The sequence below is a fragment of the Oceanobacillus caeni genome (genome assembly GCF_042678465.1).
Taxonomy (GTDB): Bacteria; Bacillota; Bacilli; order Bacillales; family Amphibacillaceae; genus Oceanobacillus; species Oceanobacillus caeni.
In genome coordinates this window covers 80677-104335 of the sequence record NZ_JBHTKV010000011.1, presented here as the reverse complement: position 1 = coordinate 104335, position 23659 = coordinate 80677, and the positions used below count along the sequence as shown (strand labels likewise).

Annotated in this window: 18 protein-coding genes; 2 read left to right on the top strand and 16 right to left on the bottom strand. The window is 38.9% G+C overall.

Annotated features, from left to right (window positions below):
* Window positions 1–36: 36 nt before the first annotated feature.
* The 16 genes from ACFQ18_RS09985 to ACFQ18_RS09910 all read right to left on the bottom strand — a co-directional run bounded on the left by ACFQ18_RS09985 (window position 37) and on the right by ACFQ18_RS09910 (window position 20706).
* Window positions 37–1515: a T7SS effector LXG polymorphic toxin gene (locus ACFQ18_RS09985; protein ID WP_204798214.1), complete on the bottom strand. Its 1479-nt coding sequence runs from the start codon at window positions 1513–1515 to the stop codon at window positions 37–39.
* Between the two features lie 19 nt (window positions 1516–1534).
* Complete coding sequence (locus tag ACFQ18_RS09980; protein ID WP_204798213.1) at window positions 1535–1831, bottom strand: TIGR04197 family type VII secretion effector; 297 nt, start codon at window positions 1829–1831, stop codon at window positions 1535–1537.
* Between the two features lie 5 nt (window positions 1832–1836).
* The gene (locus ACFQ18_RS09975; RefSeq protein WP_204798212.1) at window positions 1837–2262 is read right to left on the bottom strand and encodes a YwqH-like family protein; all 426 of its coding nucleotides are present in this window, start codon (window positions 2260–2262) and stop codon (window positions 1837–1839) included.
* A gap of 13 nt (window positions 2263–2275) precedes the next feature.
* Window positions 2276–6721 carry a type VII secretion protein EssC gene (essC, locus tag ACFQ18_RS09970; RefSeq protein WP_204798211.1) on the bottom strand — a complete coding sequence of 1482 codons (4446 nt, stop codon included), beginning with the start codon at window positions 6719–6721 and terminating at the stop codon, window positions 2276–2278.
* Window positions 6722–6762: 41 nt separating this feature from the next.
* Window positions 6763–7989, bottom strand: a complete 1227-nt coding sequence (essB, locus tag ACFQ18_RS09965) for a type VII secretion protein EssB (protein WP_204798210.1) — start codon at window positions 7987–7989, stop codon at window positions 6763–6765.
* Between the two features lie 137 nt (window positions 7990–8126).
* Window positions 8127–8381 carry an EsaB/YukD family protein gene (locus tag ACFQ18_RS09960; protein WP_204798209.1) on the bottom strand — a complete coding sequence of 85 codons (255 nt, stop codon included), beginning with the start codon at window positions 8379–8381 and terminating at the stop codon, window positions 8127–8129.
* An 11-nt stretch (window positions 8382–8392) separates the two neighbouring features.
* The gene (gene essA, locus ACFQ18_RS09955; RefSeq protein ID WP_204798208.1) at window positions 8393–8884 is read right to left on the bottom strand and encodes a type VII secretion protein EssA; all 492 of its coding nucleotides are present in this window, start codon (window positions 8882–8884) and stop codon (window positions 8393–8395) included.
* Window positions 8859–12479 carry a type VII secretion protein EsaA gene (gene esaA, locus ACFQ18_RS09950; protein WP_204798207.1) on the bottom strand — a complete coding sequence of 1207 codons (3621 nt, stop codon included), beginning with the start codon at window positions 12477–12479 and terminating at the stop codon, window positions 8859–8861. Before esaA ends, essA begins: the two co-directional genes overlap by 26 nt.
* Before the next feature lie 168 nt (window positions 12480–12647).
* Window positions 12648–12944, bottom strand: a complete 297-nt coding sequence (locus ACFQ18_RS09945) for a WXG100 family type VII secretion target (protein WP_204798206.1) — start codon at window positions 12942–12944, stop codon at window positions 12648–12650.
* A gap of 493 nt (window positions 12945–13437) precedes the next feature.
* Window positions 13438–13602 carry a hypothetical protein gene (locus tag ACFQ18_RS09940; RefSeq protein WP_204798205.1) on the bottom strand — a complete coding sequence of 55 codons (165 nt, stop codon included), beginning with the start codon at window positions 13600–13602 and terminating at the stop codon, window positions 13438–13440.
* Between the two features lie 83 nt (window positions 13603–13685).
* Window positions 13686–15035 (bottom strand): FAD-binding oxidoreductase, encoded by a 1350-nt coding sequence (locus tag ACFQ18_RS09935; RefSeq protein WP_047184001.1) that lies wholly within the window; start codon window positions 15033–15035, stop codon window positions 13686–13688.
* 36 nt (window positions 15036–15071) lie between these two features.
* Entirely contained in the window at window positions 15072–16454 is a 1383-nt protein-coding gene (locus tag ACFQ18_RS09930; protein ID WP_244986949.1) for a YjiH family protein, read from the bottom strand.
* A 52-nt stretch (window positions 16455–16506) separates the two neighbouring features.
* Window positions 16507–17814, bottom strand: coding sequence for an aspartate aminotransferase family protein (locus tag ACFQ18_RS09925; RefSeq protein ID WP_204798204.1), 1308 nt, complete (start codon window positions 17812–17814; stop codon window positions 16507–16509).
* Between the two features lie 168 nt (window positions 17815–17982).
* Complete coding sequence (locus tag ACFQ18_RS09920) at window positions 17983–19116, bottom strand: bifunctional cystathionine gamma-lyase/homocysteine desulfhydrase (protein WP_060667848.1); 1134 nt, start codon at window positions 19114–19116, stop codon at window positions 17983–17985.
* A 14-nt stretch (window positions 19117–19130) separates the two neighbouring features.
* Window positions 19131–20048: a PLP-dependent cysteine synthase family protein gene (locus ACFQ18_RS09915; RefSeq protein WP_047183998.1), complete on the bottom strand. Its 918-nt coding sequence runs from the start codon at window positions 20046–20048 to the stop codon at window positions 19131–19133.
* A gap of 1 nt (window position 20049) precedes the next feature.
* Window positions 20050–20706 (bottom strand): class I SAM-dependent DNA methyltransferase, encoded by a 657-nt coding sequence (locus tag ACFQ18_RS09910; RefSeq protein ID WP_047183997.1) that lies wholly within the window; start codon window positions 20704–20706, stop codon window positions 20050–20052.
* Window positions 20707–20880: 174 nt separating this feature from the next.
* Here ACFQ18_RS09910 and ACFQ18_RS09905 point away from each other — a divergent pair, with 174 nt between their 5' ends.
* Together ACFQ18_RS09905 and ACFQ18_RS09900 are read left to right on the top strand one after the other, a co-directional pair.
* Window positions 20881–21840 (top strand): ABC transporter ATP-binding protein, encoded by a 960-nt coding sequence (locus ACFQ18_RS09905; RefSeq protein ID WP_060667846.1) that lies wholly within the window; start codon window positions 20881–20883, stop codon window positions 21838–21840.
* A complete protein-coding gene (locus tag ACFQ18_RS09900) occupies window positions 21833–23359 on the top strand; it encodes an ABC transporter permease/substrate-binding protein (RefSeq protein ID WP_204798203.1) in 1527 nt (508 codons plus the stop codon). The genes ACFQ18_RS09905 and ACFQ18_RS09900 overlap by 8 nt, the downstream gene beginning before the upstream one ends.
* Window positions 23360–23659 lie beyond the last annotated feature (300 nt).

Below are 23659 nucleotides of genomic sequence, written 5' to 3'. Positions count from 1 at the left end.
CTAATTCTCCTCATAAAACTCGTTAAAAATAGTGATTTAACCAAACACAGAACCTAAATTTCCGAAAAACCCAGAAACAGCTTCTCCTATTTTTTCACCTGCATCCTTAACTGTATCAACAACACTCTCTCCTATATCTTGGATGTTTTTTGCAATTCTATCTTTATTATTGTAGAACCAATCAAATGCCATCGAGCCACCAACAGCAAGGCCGAATCCTATTGCACCACCAATGATTGTTCCGCCTACAGGTATAACGGAGCCTATTGCCCCTCCTATCTCCGCCCCAGTTAACCCGATAGCAGTATGACTTGCTGCTTTCACTGCTGCATCCGTCACATTCTCGCCTGAATATAATTGAATCCCAAAATCAATTGCTGTACCTACAATTGAAGTACCATGCCTTGCTCCCGTGCGTATTGCGTTAGTCAGACTAGAAGGTGGTTCCGTAAATGTTTGAACATTCCCATATACAGGTGCTGCTACTAAACCACGATTAACAAATTTGAAGGTATTATGTTGCAACCATTGGTGCACTTTCGTTGCGATGCCTTCTGACATTTTATCACTAACTACTTGTTGAATTGAGTTTTGTGTAAAACTAGAAGTAAATCCTGAATTAATTAAAATACCTTTGATCGAATCATAAACAGCCTCATCAATTACTCCGAGTTCATAATCTTTTTCTGCTTTTTGCAGAACGGATAAAGTCTCGTAGAATTCAGCTTTATCAATCTCCCCATTTTTCAAGTCATTATAAACTTTATTTAATACTTCTTGGGAATCTTCATCCATATCGTTAATTGCCTCGTCCTTGACTTCCCTGGCCTTTTCGACTTCCGCTTCCCTTTGCTTTTCTTCATTATAAGCCTTCAATATTGGCAACCCTAGAGTCATAGAGGTTCCTGTATAATCCATAAATCTTCCGCTTCCTGAAACAGCTCCGGCATCATTGATCGTCATCTCAATATTACTCAGCAAGGTGTCTATATCAGAAATCTGATCTTCTCCTTCACTCGTGAAAGAATTCAAGTTTTCCTCTAATTCTATTAAGGTATCCACTGCGTCATTTTTAGCGGTATCGATAGATGCAGTTGATGGTGCAGTGGCACTGCTGATATCTTCAACACTATTAATAATGTCTCTTACGGTTTGTTGTGCAGCATCTAATTTTTTATAGTCATCGTTCATATCTTCTTCTTTGTTCTTTAAATAATCACTTTTTATCAATGCTGTTTCGCTTTCATCTACCTTTGAATGGAAGGTTTTTATATGCAGTTCTAAATTTTCATGAAGATCCGTGAACAGTCCCTTGAAAGATGTTAAAACAGTTTGATGAAGATCTTGATAATAATTTTTTGCCGCGGTTGCAGTTTCTCCTGAAAACGAATTTAAGGAAATTAGACTATCAATGCTATCTTCAACACTCGTTAAACTGTCCTTTATTTCTTCCGAAGCGGATTTCAAGTCATTTGACAGTTCAATAACTTCTGAGAGATCCACTTTGTTTCCCATTTATCATCACTCCTAATCTTTAGCTTATTGGCTGTGAATCGATTGCATTGTTATTTGCTTGAGCTATTTGTTCATCATTCTCTTTCATCGTTTCTCCTGTATCTTTCAAAATTGTATTATCTGACTCAAGAAGGGCTTTATATTTTTCTAGTAATTCAATGGCTGTTATTGTCTGTTCCAAATCTTTTGTGAATGGATTAATGTTCGTCATTTCCAATGTTCGGTTTGTTTTCATACTGCTTGATATATTTCCAGTTGAAGATTTCAACGACGATGTAACTGTCAGAAATTCATCCATATTAATTTTTATCTCCATGCTTATCACCCCTTCTCTGTTTCAGCTCTGCTAATTTGATTTTCTAATGAAGTCAGTGTGTTTTCAAGATTATTCAATCCAGTTATATAGTTCGTTCTGGAGACCTCGTAACGCGTGATTTCTTGTTCCATTGTCTCTTTCGCATCTTCTGCTTTGGAAACATAACTTTTGACAGATTCCTGATATTCACTGTATTGATCTTCAAAAGTCTTTCTGGATTCACCTCTCCAGTTGTTATCACCAATGGTTAACCTATCGTCAATAGATGTTTTTGTAGTTTCCAGCTTCTCAATACTTGTCTGGAGTTCCCCTACAGCCGCTTCTAATCGTGCAATTTTATCCTCTACTGCAGAAATATTACCTTTAGCATTTGTAATTCCAATTTGCACATTCCGCTTTTGTGAGTTTAATAGGCTCAATGAAGTACTCATTCATCCTCTCCTCCTAATCTGGTATTTTAATTTTCAAATGATCATGATCCATTGCAAAATAAACTTCATATGCTTTTGGATACTTTTCATTCCTGATAAAAGGCTGTTTGAATATATCTTGATCGCCCAAGCGCATGCTGACTAAACCTACTGTTGCCTGACTTCTGGCATATTTTGCTATTCGTTCATAACTGATTCCAATATAACTATAGTCACTACATAGAATAAAGTGGATGCCGGATTTTACGCCGTCATTTAAGAATTTCTCGATTTCTTCTTCTTCCAAGTTGCTACGTTCGGTGAAGTCTTTGAAATCGGCAATCATCACCAACCATGGCCCCGACCCCTCTTGATTTGTTTTTCGGTTATTTATTTCTTGCAGCAAATCCGCTTTTACAGCGGTCACACTGTCTATTTCGGATATATACGCATTCACGTCTCTGCTGAAACTGGCAAGCTTTTGTTCGTCTGTATCGATGATCATTGTCTGATAGTTTTTCATAAGTGTCATGTTTTTGGATAATGCCTGGTTCATTCTATCCAGTCCGTCTTTTCGGTCACTGACAACGGTTAAGTGACCATGTTCCTGTGGCTGAAAGGCGATTGGTGTTACTTCTTCAAATTCAAGGCCAAGTGGCAATAATCCTTTTTCTGCCATGGCTTTCGTTTTTCTGTTTTGCTTAAATTTCTCAAAGTCTAGCACTCCCTCAGGCATCATCGGGATTTCCTCAGGAAGGTCGCCGTCCCAATATTCATCCATTTGTTTAGCCGTGTCCTGAATCCCATCAATTATGGCTAGTGCTTCTTCCCCTGCTGCCGGTAACATCGTCTGGAATAATGCAGGTTCCTCCAACTTAATTAACCCGCGTCCAGGGATTTCTTCTACTTCTATATCGGTTCTGCCGACAATCGTTCTTGCTTCTGTTTGTTCAATCAAGTAGAGAGCAATTTGACGTTTAATATTCGATAATAAAGGCATTCGCATCGCACTTTGTCTTCCTGCACTAATAGTTAAGTGGATCCCAAGCCCTGCACCTTCTCTCGCAATTTGAGTGATGATTTTCGTGAAATCTTCGTCAAAGTCACTATCCCGGACGGAATCATAATTATCAATGACAATTAGCGTGTTCGGTACGGTTTCTCCACTTGCTTTTTCATACATTTCCATATTAGCAACACCGAACCTGCTTAAGCGTTGCTTGCGTTCCTTGACTTCATTCGATAATAGACGCATCCATTTGCCAATCTTCTCTGTTTCATCAACTAGTATCGTGTCTGCAACATGTGGCAAGTTTTTCAATGGCAATAACCCATTTGTTCCAAAATCTAATAGATACACATGTAAATGTTCGGGATGATGCTGTCTGGCAAGATCCATAACAATCGTTTGCAAGAAGGTGGATTTGCCATACCCGGGACTTGCGAAAACAGCAACATGTCCGTCTTTCGTTAAATGAAGGGAAAGCGGTGTTTGTGCTTGCAGTTCCGGTTGATCCAACAGACCAATGGTTGCTTCCAGCGGTTTCTTCGGTTCCTGCCAAGCCTCTTTGAAATCGACTGGATGCAGTTCATGAGCAAAGATCCGCTCTGAAAGTGGTGACAGCCATGGCCTTGGTATTGGTGTAATTTGCTGTTCTTCGGTATAGTCCTGGATATAATCAATCACTGCATCTAGCTCTGTTGGTGTTTTTTCAATGGTTTCTCGTTTATCCAACCCGCTTAAGTCTTCCGTTAAAATATCATATTGTCCAAGTTCATTAATGGCATAAATGGTTGTGTCCACAAAGTTCTGATCTTCTTTTTCCGGAACATAGTCCGCTCCACTAAAGGCACTTTGGAATAATTCATAGATTTCATTGTTGCCTACTTGCAAATAAGCTCGTCCGGGTAAGGTGATTTCTGCCGCATCTGGTGTTTTCAAAATTTCATTGGAATCACTAGCATTCTGTACTTTCAGTGCCAGTTTAAATTTCGAGTTGGACCAGATTTGGTCATCCACAACCCCGCTTGGTTTTTGTGTTGCCAAAATCAAGTGAATTCCTAGTGATCGACCAATTCTGGCAGTGGAAACGAGTTCTTTCATGAAATCTGGCTGTTCGGATTTTAGTTCCGCGAATTCATCGGAAATCAGGAATAAATGGGCCATCGGTTCCTTTGCTTTTCCTTGTTTATACAGTTTTTGGTATTGATTAATATGGTTCACGTCATGTTCCCCAAAGAGACGCTGACGCTTTTGTAGTTCCGCTTTAATCGAGGCAAGGGCACGCATTGACTGTGCCTTATCCAAGTTCGTGATCGCTCCCACTAAATGCGGCAAGTTTTTAAATAAGTTTGCCATCCCGCCACCTTTATAGTCGATTAATAAAAAGGCTACTTCATGGGGATGGAAATTGACTGCAAGGGACAGAATATACGATTGAATGATTTCCGATTTCCCTGAGCCGGTTGTACCTGCAACCAATCCATGAGGTCCATGTGCTTTTTCATGTAAATTTAATTGGACAAGATCTTCTTTTCCCCTGAGGCCAAGTGGGACGGCAAGGGATTTATAGGTTTCATTTTTCATCCAACGCGCTTGGATGCCCAATTGTTCTACTTTCTCTACCCCATACATTTCTAAAAATGTCACACTTTCCGGGATGGAGTTCTTCAATCCCTGCAGATGGTTGAGCGGTGCCAACGCACGAGAAACATCTTCTTTCTGGAAGTTTTCAGGGAAGTGATCAGGCACAAAGCTTCGGTTCACAAGCTCCCCTTCTTCCAATAGTATATTGCCGTTTTTGGCGTCACGAATATCAATAACTGTTGTCACATGCTCTGGCAACGACTGTAGCACGTCCTGTACAAACACAAGGGAAACACCCATTTCCGTTGGGTCCTCATTAAAGAATTCCATGATTGTATGATCCAGTATCAGCTTTTCGTCTGTAATCAGCACAACATAATGTGGGCTGAAATAAACTTTTTCATTTCGGTTCTCTTTCTCGTCCAACACAAGTTTTCGCTCTTTTAAAATTTGATACAAGGAATGCAATACCTGATCACGAGTTCTTTCATGGTAAACAAATGCTCTTACGTTTACATCTCGTAATCTTGCGTGGGGTAGCCAGCGCATCCAGTTCCATTCTGACTTCTCTTCTTCCGGAAAAATCGTAATAAACTGCACATCGTAATAACTGTGAAATAAAGCCAGTTGCATGACCATTAATTGCAGTTGCTCCACCACAAGAGGGCGTCCACCAATATAGCCGACAGGTCCCTTTATCAGCGACGTGACAACTGGTACATCGTTTAATTTCTCATATTGGGAATGAAGCTTTTGTGCCAGTTCAACGAGTTCATCCTCTTCCAGTGTGAATTCTTCTTCTTTAAAATCAATTTCAAAGCTTGCGTCCACTGGTCCGAGCCCCGTACGATAATGTAGAAAATCATGGTGGAAGTTGCTTTTCTCATAAACACGAGCATCTACCTTCTTCGCCATTTCCCGAATTTGTGTAACATCTGGATAATGGTATTCCAAGGCATGACGCTGCTCCTCTGCTTTTATGTATAAATCCTTTGTTTTTCGTTTCAGATATTCTTTATAACTTTTATCCCGATGCTTCATATCGGCTTTATATTTTCTCACACTGCGCACATAGTAAACGATCGATATAATAATCGTCGTTACGGTCATTGCAAGCATCACGATAATGAAAATCCCTCTTGGCTGGATCATGGTAATGATCACAAATGTAATAATCATAACGAGTGGTGGGATGATCGTCCGTCCTAATTGCTCACTTGGCTTTGCCGGTTTATTGGTTGGCTGCGCAATTGTTTGTTTCTCATCAGGCTCCCTGTAAATAATCCGTGGGGATCGATGATAATCCGGATATTCTTCCCAATAAGGATGTTGCCCTTCAACAAGTGGCATTAATTTGGAATGGATATCCTTCCCAGATGGGTAAATATAGGTCGCTTCCTCGTGAATAGAAAGGGTGACACCATGGAAGAATAGTTCATCCCCGGCTTCAAGGACTTTCCGCTTATTTACAAGGAAATAATTATGATAGACACTTCCTTGATAAACTTCCAGCTGAAATGAATCCTCCAAATCATCTCGTGTGATAACAAAATCAACTGGGATCCCTTTTATTTGAATATCATCGTACGTCTGCTCACCAACCGTGATGATTTGCTTACCAGCAGTATCCAATAGATGTTCTTCCGTTGCATCGGTCACATAAAGATGGACAGGACTTTCTTGATTAATTGTCAACGGTTCCTGTAAATGAACCGGCTCATCGCCCCAAAAACAAGCACGCCCATCCCAGTTAAGGTGTATGGATTCATCCAGTCCAGTAAACGTTAATGTATCTGACCAATTTATACCAATCGTTATTTCTTTCGGTACGTCTGCTGGTAACTGGCATTTATGTAATTGATCTTTAAAACTTACGAAGAGTGTTTGTTGCAACGTATTTCTACCTCTCTCTACAGATCGTTTTAAACAAGCTGTTAATTTTCATCTTCATTGTTCGTTTTTTGGGCTTTTCCAGATGAATCACTATCCTCCTGCTCTTCATCTGTCTCGATGTATTCTTCGCGGTATTTTTCCAGTTCGTTTTGTAAATCCGTTATTTCTTCATCACGTTCGGTTCCACTTAAATCTGGATTGTTTCTCGCTTGTTCGATTTGTTTTATAAGCCCATACATTATCAATGTCGGGTCATCGAGATATTTTGCCTTCTCAAGGGATGCCTCAAACTCCCCGCGGCCATTGTAAATCCAATACAGTAAATAATCTTCATTGCTTTTTAAGCTAACATTTTTCATGATCACTTCTTTTTCCTTATCGGCTAAATTCTCCACTTGAATGGAAGAAGTAGCAAGAATATATTTCACCGCATTTGGTAAATTTTCCGGATCTTCTCCTTCAAGGGTTGTAATCACCCCATTATAATCCGATGCCAGATACTTACCTTGAGCGTCTAATAGGTTATCCAGATATGGCATCCTAACAAACAACATATAGGCAAGTGGGACCACCAGTAGAATGGAAACAACGATCATAATGATGGACAGCCGCTTAAACAGACGGAAGCGTTTCATCGGAACAACTTGCATTTCCTTCTCTGTTTTCTTTTGTTCTGCTCGGTAACTATCCTGTAAATATTTCTTTAATTCGGTTAGATCAGCAGTTGCTCTGACCTGACGTTCGAATTCTGTATCATTCGCATTGGAGAGTGACCCATGATAAAGCTGATCATAGCTATATTTACAGGAAAAAAGTGCAATACTAAAGGCCTGTAATTGCTTGTGAAAGTTTTGTTCATCCATCTGATAAGGTGGGAGTAAGTCACGAATTCCGCGATAAATAATTTTCGGCATTAGATTAGCATCAAACACGAGATTATCCGGATGGATGAAGAATGTGATTCTTGTAGATAAATAGTTTTTCAGCTCGGCAACATTGCAAAGCAAACGCAGCTTTTCATTACGTGCCAGCTTATCGATGTCACTCCATTTCTTCATCTCAGGATCCACCTGAAATAAAAAGCGAAATTGATCTTGTTCCTCATCGACTTTTACCGGTACAAATGAATCGCTCGTTTCGGTCATGATCCGCATTTGCTGAATATCTTTTATACGGGTTTGTGATTTTGCGAGTGACAGTCGCCAAGTATCCTCCTCGATGACAAAAGGAAGTGTAAGGTTTTCAAACTCCATTGTCTTTTCCTTCATTGTTATTGACTCCTTTAAGCGCTTCATTCTTCATATCGTGCTCAAAAAGGTACCAAATGGAAGGCATTTGATAGCTTTTTGAACAGGCATTTAACGTGAGTGTTAAATGCACTATTCATGTTTTTACAATCGATGACTTATAAAACCGTTAAAATATCGCCATCTGCCACCGGGTAGTCCATCAATAGATCATCGTCAGCAATTAGCAAATTTTTTGTCATTACTTTAATGGCTACTCGTGATCCATCTTGTACATCAAGCTGCAAAGTTTCCATTACATTTAACAGTAACTGCTTAACAGATATTTGCACCGGGATACGTAAATCATAGGCTGCCCCGTATCCCTTTCTGCTAAAATCCATTGTAACATTAATGTGTGTGTTGCCTGCCATCTGTCATTCTCCTAATTTGCCAGTTTTCGAATCAGTACAAAAACAATACCTAACACAACGAATACTAAACCAGCCATGCCAGCGATCAGAGCTGTATCCAACCAAGGACTGCTTTGATCTTCATCCTCATCATTACCTGCCGCAACGGTTGGTGCAGTGTAGGTTGTTTCGAACAAGGACTCCCTTGTATCTTTTATAACAGAGCTTTCACCAACTTCTCCTTCAAACAAGGCTTGTTCCAGGTTATCTAGTTCCGTTTCCTGCTGGATTTGAGTCGACTCGATCTTCTGTGTTGTCTCTTCTTTAAATAAATCAGGAAAGACCTGTTCCAATTCAGTTTCCGTATTTTGCTGGTTATGTCCTGATTCATTTTCAATAATTCGATCGATCTTCCACTGCATCTCTCCACTATTTTCTGAACTGTCCTCTGCTGAAGCTAAACTAATTGGCAGCAGCAGAAAACATCCAAGCAAGATACTAATTAGCCTTTTCCAATTGTTCATCATCTTCCCCCTCATTTCCTTGGGAAGGATGTAGGACAAGCAAATTCGCTAACACACCGATGGCAGTAATACCGATAAATACAACAATGCCAATGATGTTATTTGCTGTTCCTTGTATGACGTTTGCTACAAAGCTTTCCACATGTTGCAGTGGCGAATACATGCGTAAACTCTCCATACTGGCAAGACCATTTCCAAGTGCTCTTGTTAAAAGTAAGTACATGCTTAATATAGTAAGTAGGATAAACATTCCAACCATCTTCAACTGTCTTAACAAATATGTCACAATAAAAAGCATGCTCGCCATAGCTAAGACAATGAGAACCGTCCACATGATGAATTCTCCACTTGAGAAATTCAAGAAGTAACCGGAAACAAGGCCAATGATGAGACCTTCAAGCACCCCAATGCCTCCGGTAATTCCAGTAACCAAGGCGTTTTCTCCGACGAGAGACCTTTCTGATTCAAACTGATCTTCATGAATCCGTTTTTGATTAATGGTTGAAATAGCATAGGCTGTAAATAATGCAACAATGAAACAGATTAACACAACGAAATACGGTGTAAATGTATCACCAGTGGAAATAACTCCCTGGCTTTGTGTCTGCACTGGGTTAGAAAGAAAATCATATAAATCTTCATTCGGACGATCACCAATTCGACTATTTGCCAGTACTTCTGTGAAATTATTGACAAATTCCTGATCATTTATCAATTGATCCGTCATAGTAGCGGATAAATTCTCTGCATTACCTACCAGTTCGACGCCACTTTCTTGAATCGCTGTCGCCTGCTTATCAATCGTATCAAAGGTTTGGTAAACTGTTTCAGCTGAATAAAGATTGCTGCTTGCCTGATCTGCAAGGGATTGACTTGTCATTAAGAGCGGCTGAAAATCTTGTGAAAGTGCCATCACGGCAGTTTGTTCCTCTTTTTTATTTGCTTGAATTTCTGATTGTTGCTCCAACATAATTTCCGATTGTTGTTCAACCATTTTCAGGCTTTGTTCCCGCTGTTCGGAAGCATTTGCGATCATTTTAGCAAGTTCTTCATTAAGTCCCTGAGCCTGTTCCCTTGTTGCTGCTACTCTTTCTATCAGCTGACTTGCATTGTCATCCGCTGTTTCAACCAATTGGCGATACGCAGCAATTTGTGCTTGCCAATTTTCAAGTGGGGTGCGGACTTCACTTGTCACTGCCTCGATTGCTCTCCCTGCAACATAATCTTCAAGCAGTGTACTAATATCTTTTCTATTAAAAATAGTGTACAACGAATCTTCGCCTGCGATTTCTTGTAGAGACCCTTGATTTATTGCAGAAGATATATCTCCATTCAAATGTAAGCCAAAATAACTTTCATAAAGGGAAGCTAATTTTTGATAAGGACTAATGGTATTTGACACATTCTTGATTAAGTCTTGTGTCACCTTATCCAAATCCGTTACTTCTGACATTACTTGATGTTGAATGGTATTGTTGATTACTTCTACTATTTCAATTTCAACTTCTTTGTCTTCCTCATTTTTTTCTGTACCTTCACCATTATTTTCTTCATCGTTGCCTTCTTCATTTCCAGATGACTCAGGGTCTTCATTTTGACCAGGTTGTCCTAGATTTGTTTGACCATCACCAGAGCCACTATCATTGGGATTCCCGTTTGAGTTATCTTCCTGTTGATCGGATGAACCAGATTCGTCTTCAGGTTGGTCGTATTCTGACTCAGCATTTTCACCTTCATTGCCAGGTTGACCATTCTCTTCTGTTGGTTCCGGTTCTTGCTGTTCTTCCTCTGGTGATTGTCCTTCCGTTTCATTACCTGAGTCGCTATTGGTATCTTCCTCTTCTCCCTCTGATGGGTTCACAGGTGTAAAAGACATATTGGCTACTTGCGGAATATAAGAAACTTGTTTAGATGCAATTTCCTCGGATTTCCCTTTTTGTTTTTCTTTTTCTATCTTCTCAATTTTACTTTCTGCATCTGTTGTATCTTCCTGTACTAGTTTCCAACCCCATTTAATCGGCTCAAAAATATCCGGGGAATCAGCATTTCCATCTAGCTTAAAGGTTGCTTTCACCGTGAATTCTCCAGCTTTATTGGCAGGTAGTTCTATTTCCTTATTGCTAGAGCTTATCGTCTTTTGATCTGGAAGTTTCACAGATAAATTGGTAACCTGATAGTTTTCAGGAAGGTTCGTTAAAATGAATGTCTGCCCGGCCTTTTTATTTTCCGGAATTTTCACCGTATCTGTCACGGATACACCCTCAGTGGTTAAATGACGCTTCAGGCTATTGAATTGATCCGATATTAATTCCATATCGCCGCTTGATGCGACATATTCAAAATCTTGATTGTATTTCTTCGTTACAGCAATCACATTTTTAATCTCGTTAACCGTATGTTGCGGTAACCCAATTCCTTCAAAATCACTTCCATCTAAAGACGGCAGTTCGGATATGAAATTGTTGATATTTGCCCGCACATTTTTATCTGGCTGTTCTAATAGGATACTGATTTTCAATGTTTCATCCTCAGGAAAAACATCATTCATCATGCCAGATATCGTTTCTTTCGCCTTCTGATCCAATGCGTCAGGATCTAATCTTTCATTTACCCGTTTTTCGGTCTCATTTATGACATCTAGCATCTCTTTAAAATGCACATTTAGCTCTTTTGTACCAGTCATGAGGCTTGCATTGTTTTCATCTGCTTGGGCGAATTGGGTTTGAAGCAACTGATTCATTTCATCCAATTGACTAAGCTGCTGTTCCACTTCCCTACCTGTGATGCCTTCACGTAGACCGCGTAACCTATCATAAAATTCAATTGCTAAGCCGCTGTTGGCCTGCTGTAATTCAGCCGCTTGCCGAACGCTAGATTGATAGTCTTGTGATATATCCCATTCCGTTGTCAGACTTTCCTCAAAAGATGCAAGCACATCTTCCAGGCCACTAAAGCTATCCTTTGAAATTTGCGTGTTATCCTTTACCGTTTCAAACTGATTGGTATAGTTAGAAAGCGGGTTTTGGATCGTATTTTGGTATGTATAGGTGTGCTTGGCACTGTTATTTACGATTTGTGCCACACTGTCCTGGGCATCCTGCAGATTACCAATAATGCTGGCAAAGTAAACATCAATAATACGTTGATTAAAATTATTTAAGACGGTACTTGCTGTCTTTTCCGCCTCACCTTGTACATGTTCATTACCAGTTGCATTTATTTTATAATTTAGGACAACTTGTTCAGGTGCTTCAGAATTAATGGATAATGCTTTCTCAGAAAAATCATTAGGAATAACAATCATCATGTCATATGTATTATTCTCAAGCCCACTCTCGGCTACTCCACGACTGACAACATACCATTCATGTTCATTATTTTTCTCCACACTGCTGACAAATGCATCCCCAAAGGCTAGTTCACTGCTGTTAAATATTGCCCCCTTATCCTCGTTCACCAGAGCAATGGACATGACTTGTGAGTCCGGACTATCCTTTACCTCAGAGACAGGATTCACCGCCAAGTAAGACAGCCCTGCAGCAAGAACGAGCGCTAATCCTAGGAATAACAACCATTTTATATAGGTTTTTTTCATTTAAATATCATCCTTTAATCCCTGTAATTTAGTCCATATAAGTGAAAGAAAAACAGGGTTTGACATAATCGATAAAATGAATTAAAAAGCTACACAACGTCTGTCGTGTAGCCCTAAATAAGTGATGTATGGACTAAGAATCCAATTTGATCTTAAAAATAATGTCCCTTATCTAAGACCAAAGTTCTGAGCCAAAGCTTGATCCTGTTGAGCCACTGCTTCAGCTGTTTTCTGTAATTGTGTCTCAATATCTTTTAATAACTCTGAAAAATTTTGCACTTTTGGTGATAACTCGTTAAATTGTGCATTAAAACCCTCAAAAGCAGCACCTTTCCATTCAGCTTCTAATTGAACTTGTAAGTTAGTTAAATTTGTTAGTATGTCATGGATCATTTGAGAACTGTCACCATAGGTCTTTGCCTTTCTTATCAGTTCCTCCGGCGTCATTTGAATTTGTCCTGCCATGTCACTCATCTCCTCCCTATTAATAAAAAATATTATTCTTCCTAGTTAATCCTAAATAACAATATTTCGACAGTCAACCGACATTTTTCACTTTTTTGTAATAATTGGGAACATCTGCTTATATTTCCGGAAAATGAATAAAAATACCTAATAGAGGCAACAGTCCATACAAACGGATCTAACTAGGTAAAAAGTGGCATAGATTAAGTGCAAACCATTTTTATGCAGCCGATGTATAGTCAGGTTGTAATCGTACATGCTGGTGGCTACATTGCATATGAAATCACTCGTTAGGGAGGATAATGTGCGATATTCCTATTCAGGAAAAATATGCAGGTTTTGACAACATGATACAACCAAAGAAACAGAAGACGGCCTAAAGCCTTATTTATCAACAAAATCGAGTAATCTCCTGTATAGAGATTACTCGATTTTTGTTGAATTAGCTACAGTCCCTCCCACTCGAAGTGGCACGAGAAACCTGTACAACTCACTACATATCCCAATGATCCGCTCTAGCTTGTTTTGCTTTTTCCTTATGTGCTTGATTTGCCTTCCCACTACCGAACTCCTTGGAAAACTCTGTATCCTGCTTGCTGGAATCAAATCCTTGTTTATTCTTTTGCTGTGGATCGTTTTTCTTTGTACGTTTCGCCATAATACTCCCTCCTTCCTCTCTTTATTATGAAGAGGGAATTTGGAAATATACGCGAAAAACGGGAAAGCATAAGCAATCCCGTTTTAGAATAGTTTACCTGGATTTAATATTCCATATGGATCCAACAATTGTTTTATACCCTTCATCACCTTAATAGCTGGACCATGTTCGATTTCTTGATATTTTATTTTCCCGATACCAACACCGTGTTCACCGGTACATGTTCCGCCGACCTCAATTGCCTTTTTAGCAAGAGCTTCATTCGTTGATTCTGCAAGCTCTCGTTCTCCTTCTACATTTGGATCAAAAAGAACGAGGGTGTGAAAGTTTCCATCCCCAACATGCCCCCAGACACCACCTCTTAGTCCTGTGTCCTGAATAAGTTTGCGCGCATAGATCAATAATTCAGATAATTTGGATACTGGAACACAAACGTCGGCACCGACTTCATCCATTCCTTCCTGAACAAAGCCTAGAGAAAGTTCTTTACGTGCTCTCCATAGCTCCTGTTGCTCTCGGGGATCATTAGACACAGACCAATTTTCACATCCGAGTTCATGGAGTAAATGATTTACATGCTCCACTTCTTGCTTTACTATTTGTTTATTCCCTGCAAATTCCAAAAATAATGAATGCTTCTCTGGAAAATGATAACCATTTTGTCGATTGATTTCTTCGATACTTTCTTGATCAATTAATTCTAAACGCAAAATAGGAATACCTTTTAAAGAAATAGCTTGGGCTGCCTTTGCACACATTTCCAATGTATCAAATGTACATCTTGCCATAATCGTTTCTTCAGGAATTCCGTAAAGCTTCAGGGTAACTTCCGTAAAAACTCCTAACGTACCCTCTGAACCAACAAATAAATTGGTTACAAGATAGCCAGAAGATGATTTTCTTGCCTTTGTTCCGGTATGAATCACGGTTCCGTCTACCAATACTACTTCTAAATCAAGAATTTGATCTTTCATCGCACCATAACGAACACCGGTTGTACCACTTGCATTCGTCGCTACCATTCCACCAATGGAGGCATCGGTATTTGGATCAATTGGAAACATGAGACCATATTCTTGCAAATATTGATTTAATTCCACCCGAGTAACCCCTGGTTGGACCGTTACCGTCAAATCCTCAGGTGAGAAGTCAATAATCTGTTTCATATTTTTAAAATTAACAGAAATGCCTTTATGTATAGGAATAGAAGCTCCTTCCAGGCCACTACCAATTCCATAAGGTGTCACCGGTATTTCGTGTGATCGAGCAATTTCTAAGATACCCTCAATATCTTGCCGGTTTTCCGGGAAAACAACAACATCGGGTTTGACCGATTCATGTGGTGATTCATCATGACTATGTTGTATTAAAACACTATCCTCTACATTAACTTTATCTGATCCAAGCTTATTAATAAGTTGTTGAATAAACATAAATACTCCTTCTTTTTAGGACAAGGAACCCTCGTCTCAATAAATCATATGAGCAATAAGTACAATAATTGGTAAAGAAATTACGGTACGTTCTATGAAAATAACAAGTAAATGCCATAGTTTAACTGGGACTTTAGAGATCAGTAGCAACGTTCCCATTTCCGTTAAATAAATAATTTGCACAAGGGATAATGCTCCGATTACAAATCTAGTAATTTCCGCTTCAATACCAGATGCTAAAACGGCTGGAAGGAACATGTCAATAAAACCAACAATCGTTGCTGGTGCTGCCTCAGCTGCTTCTGGTAGTCCCATAAGTTCTAGCACTGGAATAATTGGTGATGATATAATTTGAAAAAATGGAGTAAACTCAGCAATGATCAAAGCAATCGTACCAATCGCCATTACTTGTGGCATAAGGACAAATGCAATACCGAGAAAAATATCATTTCCTTGTTTAATTTGATCTTTAAACGTTCCTGCAACTTTTGCGCGTTTCACAGCTTGTTCTACTGCCCAACGGAATTTAGATACATTTTCAGGTACATTTTCTTCATAATGATTTTCCGTATAATACGTATCTGGTATTTTTGAAATGGGTGGTATTCTTGGCATGATTACCGCACTAACCACACCAGCAATGACAATCGTTAAGTAAAAAATCGGAAACATGTGGTCGACACCAAGCATGCCCGCTATAACTAAACAGAATGGAAGAGATACTGTAGAGAAACACGTAGCGATAGCTGCAGCCTCACGACCAGTATAATAACCCGTTTCATATTGTTCTCTAGTAATTACCACCCCAACATTAACATTTCCTATCCAAGAAGCTAGTAAGTCAATGGCTGAACGTCCCGGTAATGTAAATAATGGCTTAATGACCCCTCTAAACAATGTTCCGAAAAACTCCATAATCCCAAAATTAATTAAATACGGCATTAAAAAGGATGCGACAAAAAACCAGACAATTAAACTTGTAAGTAAGCCATACATTACCTGTCCAGTGCCTTCCGAATAAATAACCTCCCACCCTGAGCCCCAAAATGTCATGACGGCAAAAATACCGCCAATCGTTCGAGTTATAGTCCAGAAAATATTCACATCAAATAATGAAGTTAATGTTTCGCTTTTTTGAATAAAGGACGGTTTAAATATTGCTGAAATCAAGCTCATTACCGTTGAAGCGACAATAACAATGGTTACGATTGTAGGTAAAAATGCCGCTAATAAATCAATAAAATATTCCGTTATAATACCTAAAGGGATGTTAAAAGCACCCCCATCAATGATTGGGAATAGAAAAATAAACGCACCAAATAAAGATGGTAAGACAAATTTCATTAATCCTTTTCTATCAATGGAAGCATTTTTTTCTAACTTATGTACTTCATCCGCCTGTTTCAAACTTTCACTCAATGGAAAAACCCCTTCTTGTTTGTCTATTTTTTAAAATAGGAGGTTTAGCTTTCTATAATTCTCCCAATGCCTCATCAAGCCACTCGATACCTTGATCGATTTGTTCTTTTGTTACGGTTAAAGGTGGTAACATACGTATAACCTCACCCGAGTTACCACATAGATAATAAAGAACCCCTTTTTCTAAACAGCTGTTTAATACCGTCATCACGGCATCCCCATCTGGTTCCTTAGTTTCCGCATTTTGAAGCTCAATCCCTAGCATTAATCCAACACCACGAACATCTTTTACGGCATCGTATTTTTCCTTCAGTTTATTTAATTGAGATAATGCATATTCTCCCATTGCTTTCGTGTTATCAAGTAATTTTTCTTCTTTCATGACGGATAAGGATGCAAGTGCTGCTGAACAAGCAATTGGATTTCCGCCAAAGGTTGTCCCATGGGAGCCAAGTGGCCATTGTTGCATCAATTCTTTGGATGCAACGGTAGCACTTAACGGTAATCCAGCTGCAATCCCTTTAGCAATTGCCATAATATCCGGAGTGACATCGAATGTTTGGGCAGCAAACCATTCTCCAGTTCGGCCAAAACCTGTCTGTACCTCATCAAAAATAAGTAAAATTCCATACCGATCACAAATCTCACGCAATTTTTTCATCCATGATTTGGGTGGAATAATATATCCTCCCTCCCCCATTACAGGTTCTAAAATCATACATGCCACTTCTTCTGGATCCACTTGATGTTTGAATAACGACTTCACGTCTTTTTCTAATTTTTCCGGAAAAAATTCTTCAGGATCCGCTCCTTCCGGTAAATATTCTGGTAATGCATACGGCAACTGATACGTTAACCAAGAAGGTTGTTGGTATTTACGGTATTTACTTTTTGACGTTGTTACACTTAGTGCACCAATTGATCTTCCATGAAAATTACCGGTAAATGATAGGACATATGGTCTTCTTGTTACATGTTTTGCAAGTTTAATACATCCTTCAATCGCTTCCGTTCCACTATTTGCGAAGAAAAAGTTATCTAAACCAGATGGCAAAATTTCCTGTAATTCCGCTGCTAGTTTTAAAATAGATTCATAGATGATGACGCCTGATGGACCGTGAACTAAAGAATCCGCAGCTTCCTTTATCGCTTCTACAACTTTTGGATGGCGGTGACCAACGTTTTCCACCGCAATTCCCGAAGTAAAATCTAAATATGTTTTTCCGTCTGCACCATAGTAGTAGCACCCCTCAGCCTTCACAACAGGCAGATTGGGATGATCTTTTGCCATACTCGGTGCTAAATAATTCCCAATGGAGTCCACCAAATGTTGCCAATCATAACTCGTTGTTTTTTCCATATGTACTTCTCCTCCATGTAAATTTTTTCATTTATTCCAATATTAACTTATGTAATTTTATACATTTTATTGCATGAATATAAATTATTATATATAAAAAAAGTTAAATATACAATAACTATTTTAGGGTCGTGGGGACATGGGATAAGGATCCCGTCCCCACTAGCTCTATTCTAGCGCCTGTTCTAAATCTTCTATTAAATCTTCACTATCTTCTATTCCAACAGAAAGGCGGATTAATCCATCTGTAATTCCGAGCTCTTCTCTTCTTTCTTTTGGAATGGAAGCATGCGTCATTTTTGCTGGTACGGATATGAGACTTTCCACCGCACCTAGACTCTCCGCAAGTGTAAAATATTTCACCTTTTGTAACACTTGATCTGTTAATTCTCCGCTTCCAACATCAAAGGAAATCATCCCGCCAAAACCACTAGATTGTTGTTTTGCAATATCGTGACCGCGATGGTCGGTGAGCCCTGGATAATGGATGGATGATACTTTATGATGTGATTGTAGAAATGCTGCAATGCTCCTTGTATTTTCCTCAATTGCTTCCATTCGCAGTCCTAATGTTTTGATCCCTCTCATTAATAGCCAAGAATCATGTGGACCTAAAACCGCACCAACTGAATTCTGGATGAAATGCATTTTTTCCGCTAATTCAATGGAATCAACAACAACTAATCCCGCTACAACATCACTATGTCCGCCAATATATTTCGTTGCACTGTGTAAAACAATATTGGCACCTAAGTCAATAGGTTGTTGCCAGTATGGTGTTGCGAATGTATTATCCACAATTAATAAAAGATCATGCTTCTTAGCGATTTCAGACATCTTTTGTAAGTCAGTGATTTTTAACAATGGATTTGTCGGTGTTTCAATATACAATGCTCTCGTTTTTGGGGTAATAGCCGCTTCTACCTTTTCTGGAACACTAGTATCAACATACGTATGGTCCAATTTGAAACGATTGAATACCTTTGTCATTAAACGATAGGTTCCACCATAAATATCATCTGTCATAACAACGTGATCCTCTGCATCCAATAACATCATGACGGTGGTAATGGCTGCCATACCAGAACCAAAAGCAAAACCGGCTACCCCGTTTTCTAAATTAGCAATTGTTTCCTCAAGGGCATATCTTGTCGGGTTTCCTGTTCGTGAATATTCATAACCGCGATGTTTGCCAGCAGCATCCTGTTTATACGTACTTACTTGATAAATTGGAACAGATACAGCACCTGTTTGTTCATCCGAAGTAATTCCACCATGCACCATTTTAGTTCTATTTCTCATTTTCTTTTCTCCCCTTATATACGATAAATATTTTTACTTAGATATCTGTCACTACCATCTGGAAAGACTATTACAATATTCGTTCCCTCTTTTGCTTGTTCTGCCTCTTTTAACGCGGCTACCATGGCAGCACCAGAAGAACTTCCGACTAGCAGTCCTTCTTTTTGAGCCAATTCTTTAACCATCCGAAAAGCATCTTCATCCGAAATGGTGTGAATGGCATTTAAATAGGACCGTTCCATATAATCAGGTAAAAATTCCATCCCAATTCCCTCTGTTTCATGTGGTCCCGGCTTTCCTCCTGCAATGATTGATCCTTCGGGTTCCACAATAGCTGTCTTCACATCTGGATTCTTTTCTTTTAAATACTGGGAAACTCCCATAAAAGTACCGCCAGAACCTGCACCAGCAACAAAAATATCTACTTTTCCATTTAAATCATTCCAAATCTCCGGTGCGAGGGTTTTATAATATGCTTTTGGATTAGCGGGATTAGCAAATTGTTGCGGACAATAGCTGTTTGGAATGTCATGTACTAATTGCTTTGATTTCTCAATGGCACCAACCATCCCTAAATCTCGTGGTGTATGGACAATTTCTGCACCGAGGGCTTTCATGATCATTTGTTTTTCCCTACTAAAATGTTCCGGTACACAAAAAATAATATGAAGTCCTTTTTCTTTCGCTGCAAGGGCTAAGCCAATCCCAGTATTTCCAGCGGTTGGTTCAATAATGGTACCGCCTTTTGTCACGACACCACGTTCGAATGCATCCTCTATTAATTCCATTCCGAGACGATCTTTCACACTTCCTCCAGGGTTAAAAAATTCTAACTTAGCATACAACCTAACCCCTTTAGGTAAGGAAAAATGGCTAAGCTCTAATAATGGGGTCTCACCAATTAATTCTTTAATTGCGTGATAAACTGCCATGTCACTTCCCCCTTACCTGATCATGCTTCGTAGCAATGAATAGCCAGACAAAGTCATTCATTTTTTCAAATGTTACATCAAAGTGATTTCGGTTAAAAATCTGACGCAATACTTCAATCGTTGTATAATATTCGCTCTTCAAATCATTGGCTAACCGGTGATATTCTTTCTTCATTGCATCTTCTATCATGTCTTCCTTTGCTTTTTCAGTTTCAAAAACAGTATCCGCAAAAATAATTTTTCCATGTGAAGGAAGTAAGGAAGCATATTTTCTTATTGCATCTTCTTTTTCCAAATCTGTTAAGTGATGAAAAGCATAGGTGCTTACAATCGAATCAACGGTCTCGCGGATAGTTGGAAATTCTAGAAAATCTCCATCAAAAACTTGTATAGACGGATATTTTTCTTTTACAATCTTCCGCATTGCTACGGATGGCTCAATGCCAATCAGTTCCTGTCCCTTTTCCATGATTTTCTTAGATAAATTTCCTGTCCCAACTCCAAACTCCAATACATTCCCTTCTGCTTTATTGGCTACTTCTTCCAATATTTCATCATAACGTTCGAATACGGTTCTATATTCCTTATCCGATCCACTAATCGTGTCGTCATAGGAATTTGCCCATTCATTAAACAACGGCAGAAATTCTCTTCCCATTTTTATTCAACTCCAATATTAATTCATTGTTTACAACTCGTATTAATATGAATTATATGTCTAATGATTCCAAATGTTACTGCCTCCCCTTTAATCATCCCATAGGTTTAACATGATGAAAAAAGAGATATAGTTAGAAAAGAAGAATTAGTAAATAGAAGGAGCTTATACAACATGATTACATTTGAAAATGTTAGTAAAGTTTATGAAGATGGGACTAGAGCAGTGGATTCGATAAACTTTACGATTAACAAAGGAGAATTCTTTGTTCTCATTGGTCCCAGTGGTTGTGGTAAGACGACTACTTTAAAAATGATGAATCGACTCATTCCATTGTCAGATGGTACGATTTTCGTCAATGGAAGGAAAATAAGTGATTTTAATATTCACGAACTTCGCTGGGACATTGGTTATGTCTTACAACAAATTGCATTATTTCCTCATATGACGATTGAGGAAAATATCGCGATTGTCCCTGAATTAAAAAAATGGAAAAAAGATAACATTTATCGCCGCGTTACGGAACTATTAGAAATGGTGGGGCTTGACCCGGATACATATCGAAATCGTAAACCGAGTGAACTATCTGGAGGGGAACAGCAGAGAGTTGGAGTAATTCGCGCTCTAGCAGCTGATCCAGAAATCATTTTAATGGACGAACCCTTTAGTGCACTTGATCCACTTAGCCGGGAGAAATTACAAGATGATATCATTCATTTACAAAAAAGTATTAAGAAAACAATAATTTTTGTTACGCACGACATGAAGGAAGCAATGAAATTAGCGGATCGAATTTGTTTGATGAATGATGGGAAAATCGTACAATTGGCAACTCCAGAAGAATTGATAAGTCACCCTTCCAATGACTTTGTTAGAGATTTTGTAAGTGGGGCATCATGGATGAATTCTGATTTCAGCTTAGAGGATCTGATGGAACCTGCACATCATAATAATCTGTCGTCTTCTCCATCATTAACTGCCCATGCGTCACTTGAGGAAGTTTTAACGCTTTTATCTGAACACGAACAAATTAGGGTAGAAAAAAATGGACAAGCGATTGGGTATATCAACAGACAAATGCTCATCCATTATCTTTCTGAAAGTGTACCGGTGGGAGGAAACAATCATGTCTAACTTCATAAATGTATTCCAAAACCGCCAAGATCAATTGATTCAAGCACTTTTTGAACATATTCAACTATCTTTTATCGCGTTATTCTTTGCTGTCATTATTTCCATTCCATTGGGGATTTACTTAACAAAAAAAGCACGTATTGCTGAAAGTATTATTGAAATTACCGCTGTTTTACAAACCATTCCTTCGTTAGCATTATTAGGTTTATTCATCCCATTATTCGGTATTGGAAAGGTTCCTGCTATCATTGCGCTTATTATTTACGCACTTCTTCCCATTCTACGTAATACATATACCGGAATAAAAGAAGTGGACTCTTCTTTAATCGAAGCGGCCATGGCAATGGGAATGAACACACCGAGAAGATTGTTGAAAGTAGAGTTACCTCTTGCAATGCCAGTCATTATGGCGGGAATTCGTACGGCAATGGTGTTAATAATTGGTACTGCTACTCTTGCCGCATTAATAGGCGCAGGTGGTTTAGGTGATCTTATTTTACTAGGAATCGACCGAAATGATTCTTCTCTTATTATTCTTGGTGCTATTCCCGCTGCACTATTGGCCATTATATTTGATTTGTTGTTACGAGGAATGCAAAAACTTTCTTACAAAAAATTACTGGTATCGATTCTTGTAATTGTTATATTGGCTGCCGGTATTTCCATCGCACCTAACGCCTTGAAGGGAAGCCAAGAAAGCATCGTTATTGGCGGAAAATTAGGTTCTGAACCCGAAATTCTGATTAATATGTACAAATTATTAATTGAGGATGAAACAGATTTAAACGTGAAATTAGAACCTGGACTTGGGAAAACATCTTTCTTATTTAACGCTTTACAGTCAGGTGAAATTGATATATACCCTGAGTTCACTGGAACGATTGTAACACAATTTTTAAAAGAAACTCCGATAAGTAATGATAAACAAGAGGTATATGAGCAAGCACGAGATGGATTATTCGAGAAATTTGATTTTACTTTACTCGAACCAATGCAATATAACAATACGTATGCACTAGCTGTTTCTGCACCATTCGCAGAAAAACATAGTCTTGAATCCATATCCGATTTACATGGTATAGAAGGTGACGTGAAAGCAGGTTTCACTTTGGAATTTTCTGACCGTGAAGATGGTTATGTTGGGATTCAAGAAAAATATAATCTTGAATTTCCTAATCTCGTAACAATGGAGCCAAAACTTAGGTATACAGCTATGGAGCAAAATGAAATCAATTTGATCGACGCCTATTCAACAGATAGTGAATTGAGAAGATATAATCTTAAAGTTCTAGAGGATGACCAAGAATTATTCCCACCATATCAAGGAGCTGCTTTACTTAGGAGTGAAACATTAGAGAAGTATCCGGAATTAGAAGCGATTCTTAATCAACTTGCTGGAAAGATCACCGATGAACAGATGCGCGAGATGAACTATCAAGTAGCAGTTGAAGGAAAAAGTGCTTATAAAATCGCACAGAACTATCTTGAAGAAGAAGGGTTAATTGAAAAGAACAATTAATATAATGAAAGGAACAAGCCATTCCCTTACACCAAATAGGGAATGGCTTTTCAGCTACTTTGTATAAAGAAGACTTCCATCAGCGGTGGTTTTCCCACATCCCCCTCTCACGGTTAGTCGCACTTATCGGACCTTTACGGGCAGGTGATCTCCCACCTACCTTCTTAGTTTCCTCAGAAGCTTAAGGTGGGAGTCTTAAAACGGGTCAAGAACCTTATATTTGAAGCGGGGTAACGGAAATCCTGATCATATACTTACGAATCCTGATTTCTTGCTCCCGTGTACTGATATCCCAATGGT

Excerpts from the sequence above, each read along its gene's own strand:
- ACFQ18_RS09915 (WP_047183998.1), bottom strand. The coding sequence starts at position 20,048 with ATGGCAGTTTATCACGCAATTAAAGAATTAATTGGTGAGACCCCATTA.
- ACFQ18_RS09975 (WP_204798212.1), bottom strand. The coding sequence starts at position 2,262 with ATGAGTACTTCATTGAGCCTATTAAACTCACAAAAGCGGAATGTGCAA.
- ACFQ18_RS09935 (WP_047184001.1), bottom strand. The coding sequence starts at position 15,035 with ATGTTTATTCAACAACTTATTAATAAGCTTGGATCAGATAAAGTTAAT.
- ACFQ18_RS09980 (WP_204798213.1), bottom strand. The coding sequence starts at position 1,831 with ATGGAGATAAAAATTAATATGGATGAATTTCTGACAGTTACATCGTCG.
- ACFQ18_RS09925 (WP_204798204.1), bottom strand. The coding sequence starts at position 17,814 with ATGGAAAAAACAACGAGTTATGATTGGCAACATTTGGTGGACTCCATT.
- ACFQ18_RS09945 (WP_204798206.1), bottom strand. The coding sequence starts at position 12,944 with ATGGCAGGACAAATTCAAATGACGCCGGAGGAACTGATAAGAAAGGCA.
- ACFQ18_RS09920 (WP_060667848.1), bottom strand. The coding sequence starts at position 19,116 with ATGAGAAATAGAACTAAAATGGTGCATGGTGGAATTACTTCGGATGAA.
- ACFQ18_RS09905 (WP_060667846.1), top strand. The coding sequence starts at position 20,881 with ATGATTACATTTGAAAATGTTAGTAAAGTTTATGAAGATGGGACTAGA.
- ACFQ18_RS09985 (WP_204798214.1), bottom strand. The coding sequence starts at position 1,515 with ATGGGAAACAAAGTGGATCTCTCAGAAGTTATTGAACTGTCAAATGAC.
- essA (WP_204798208.1), bottom strand. The coding sequence starts at position 8,884 with ATGAACAATTGGAAAAGGCTAATTAGTATCTTGCTTGGATGTTTTCTG.
- esaA (WP_204798207.1), bottom strand. The coding sequence starts at position 12,479 with ATGAAAAAAACCTATATAAAATGGTTGTTATTCCTAGGATTAGCGCTC.
- ACFQ18_RS09900 (WP_204798203.1), top strand. The coding sequence starts at position 21,833 with ATGTCTAACTTCATAAATGTATTCCAAAACCGCCAAGATCAATTGATT.
- ACFQ18_RS09940 (WP_204798205.1), bottom strand. The coding sequence starts at position 13,602 with ATGGCGAAACGTACAAAGAAAAACGATCCACAGCAAAAGAATAAACAA.
- ACFQ18_RS09960 (WP_204798209.1), bottom strand. The coding sequence starts at position 8,381 with ATGGCAGGCAACACACACATTAATGTTACAATGGATTTTAGCAGAAAG.
- essB (WP_204798210.1), bottom strand. The coding sequence starts at position 7,989 with ATGAAGGAAAAGACAATGGAGTTTGAAAACCTTACACTTCCTTTTGTC.
- ACFQ18_RS09910 (WP_047183997.1), bottom strand. The coding sequence starts at position 20,706 with ATGGGAAGAGAATTTCTGCCGTTGTTTAATGAATGGGCAAATTCCTAT.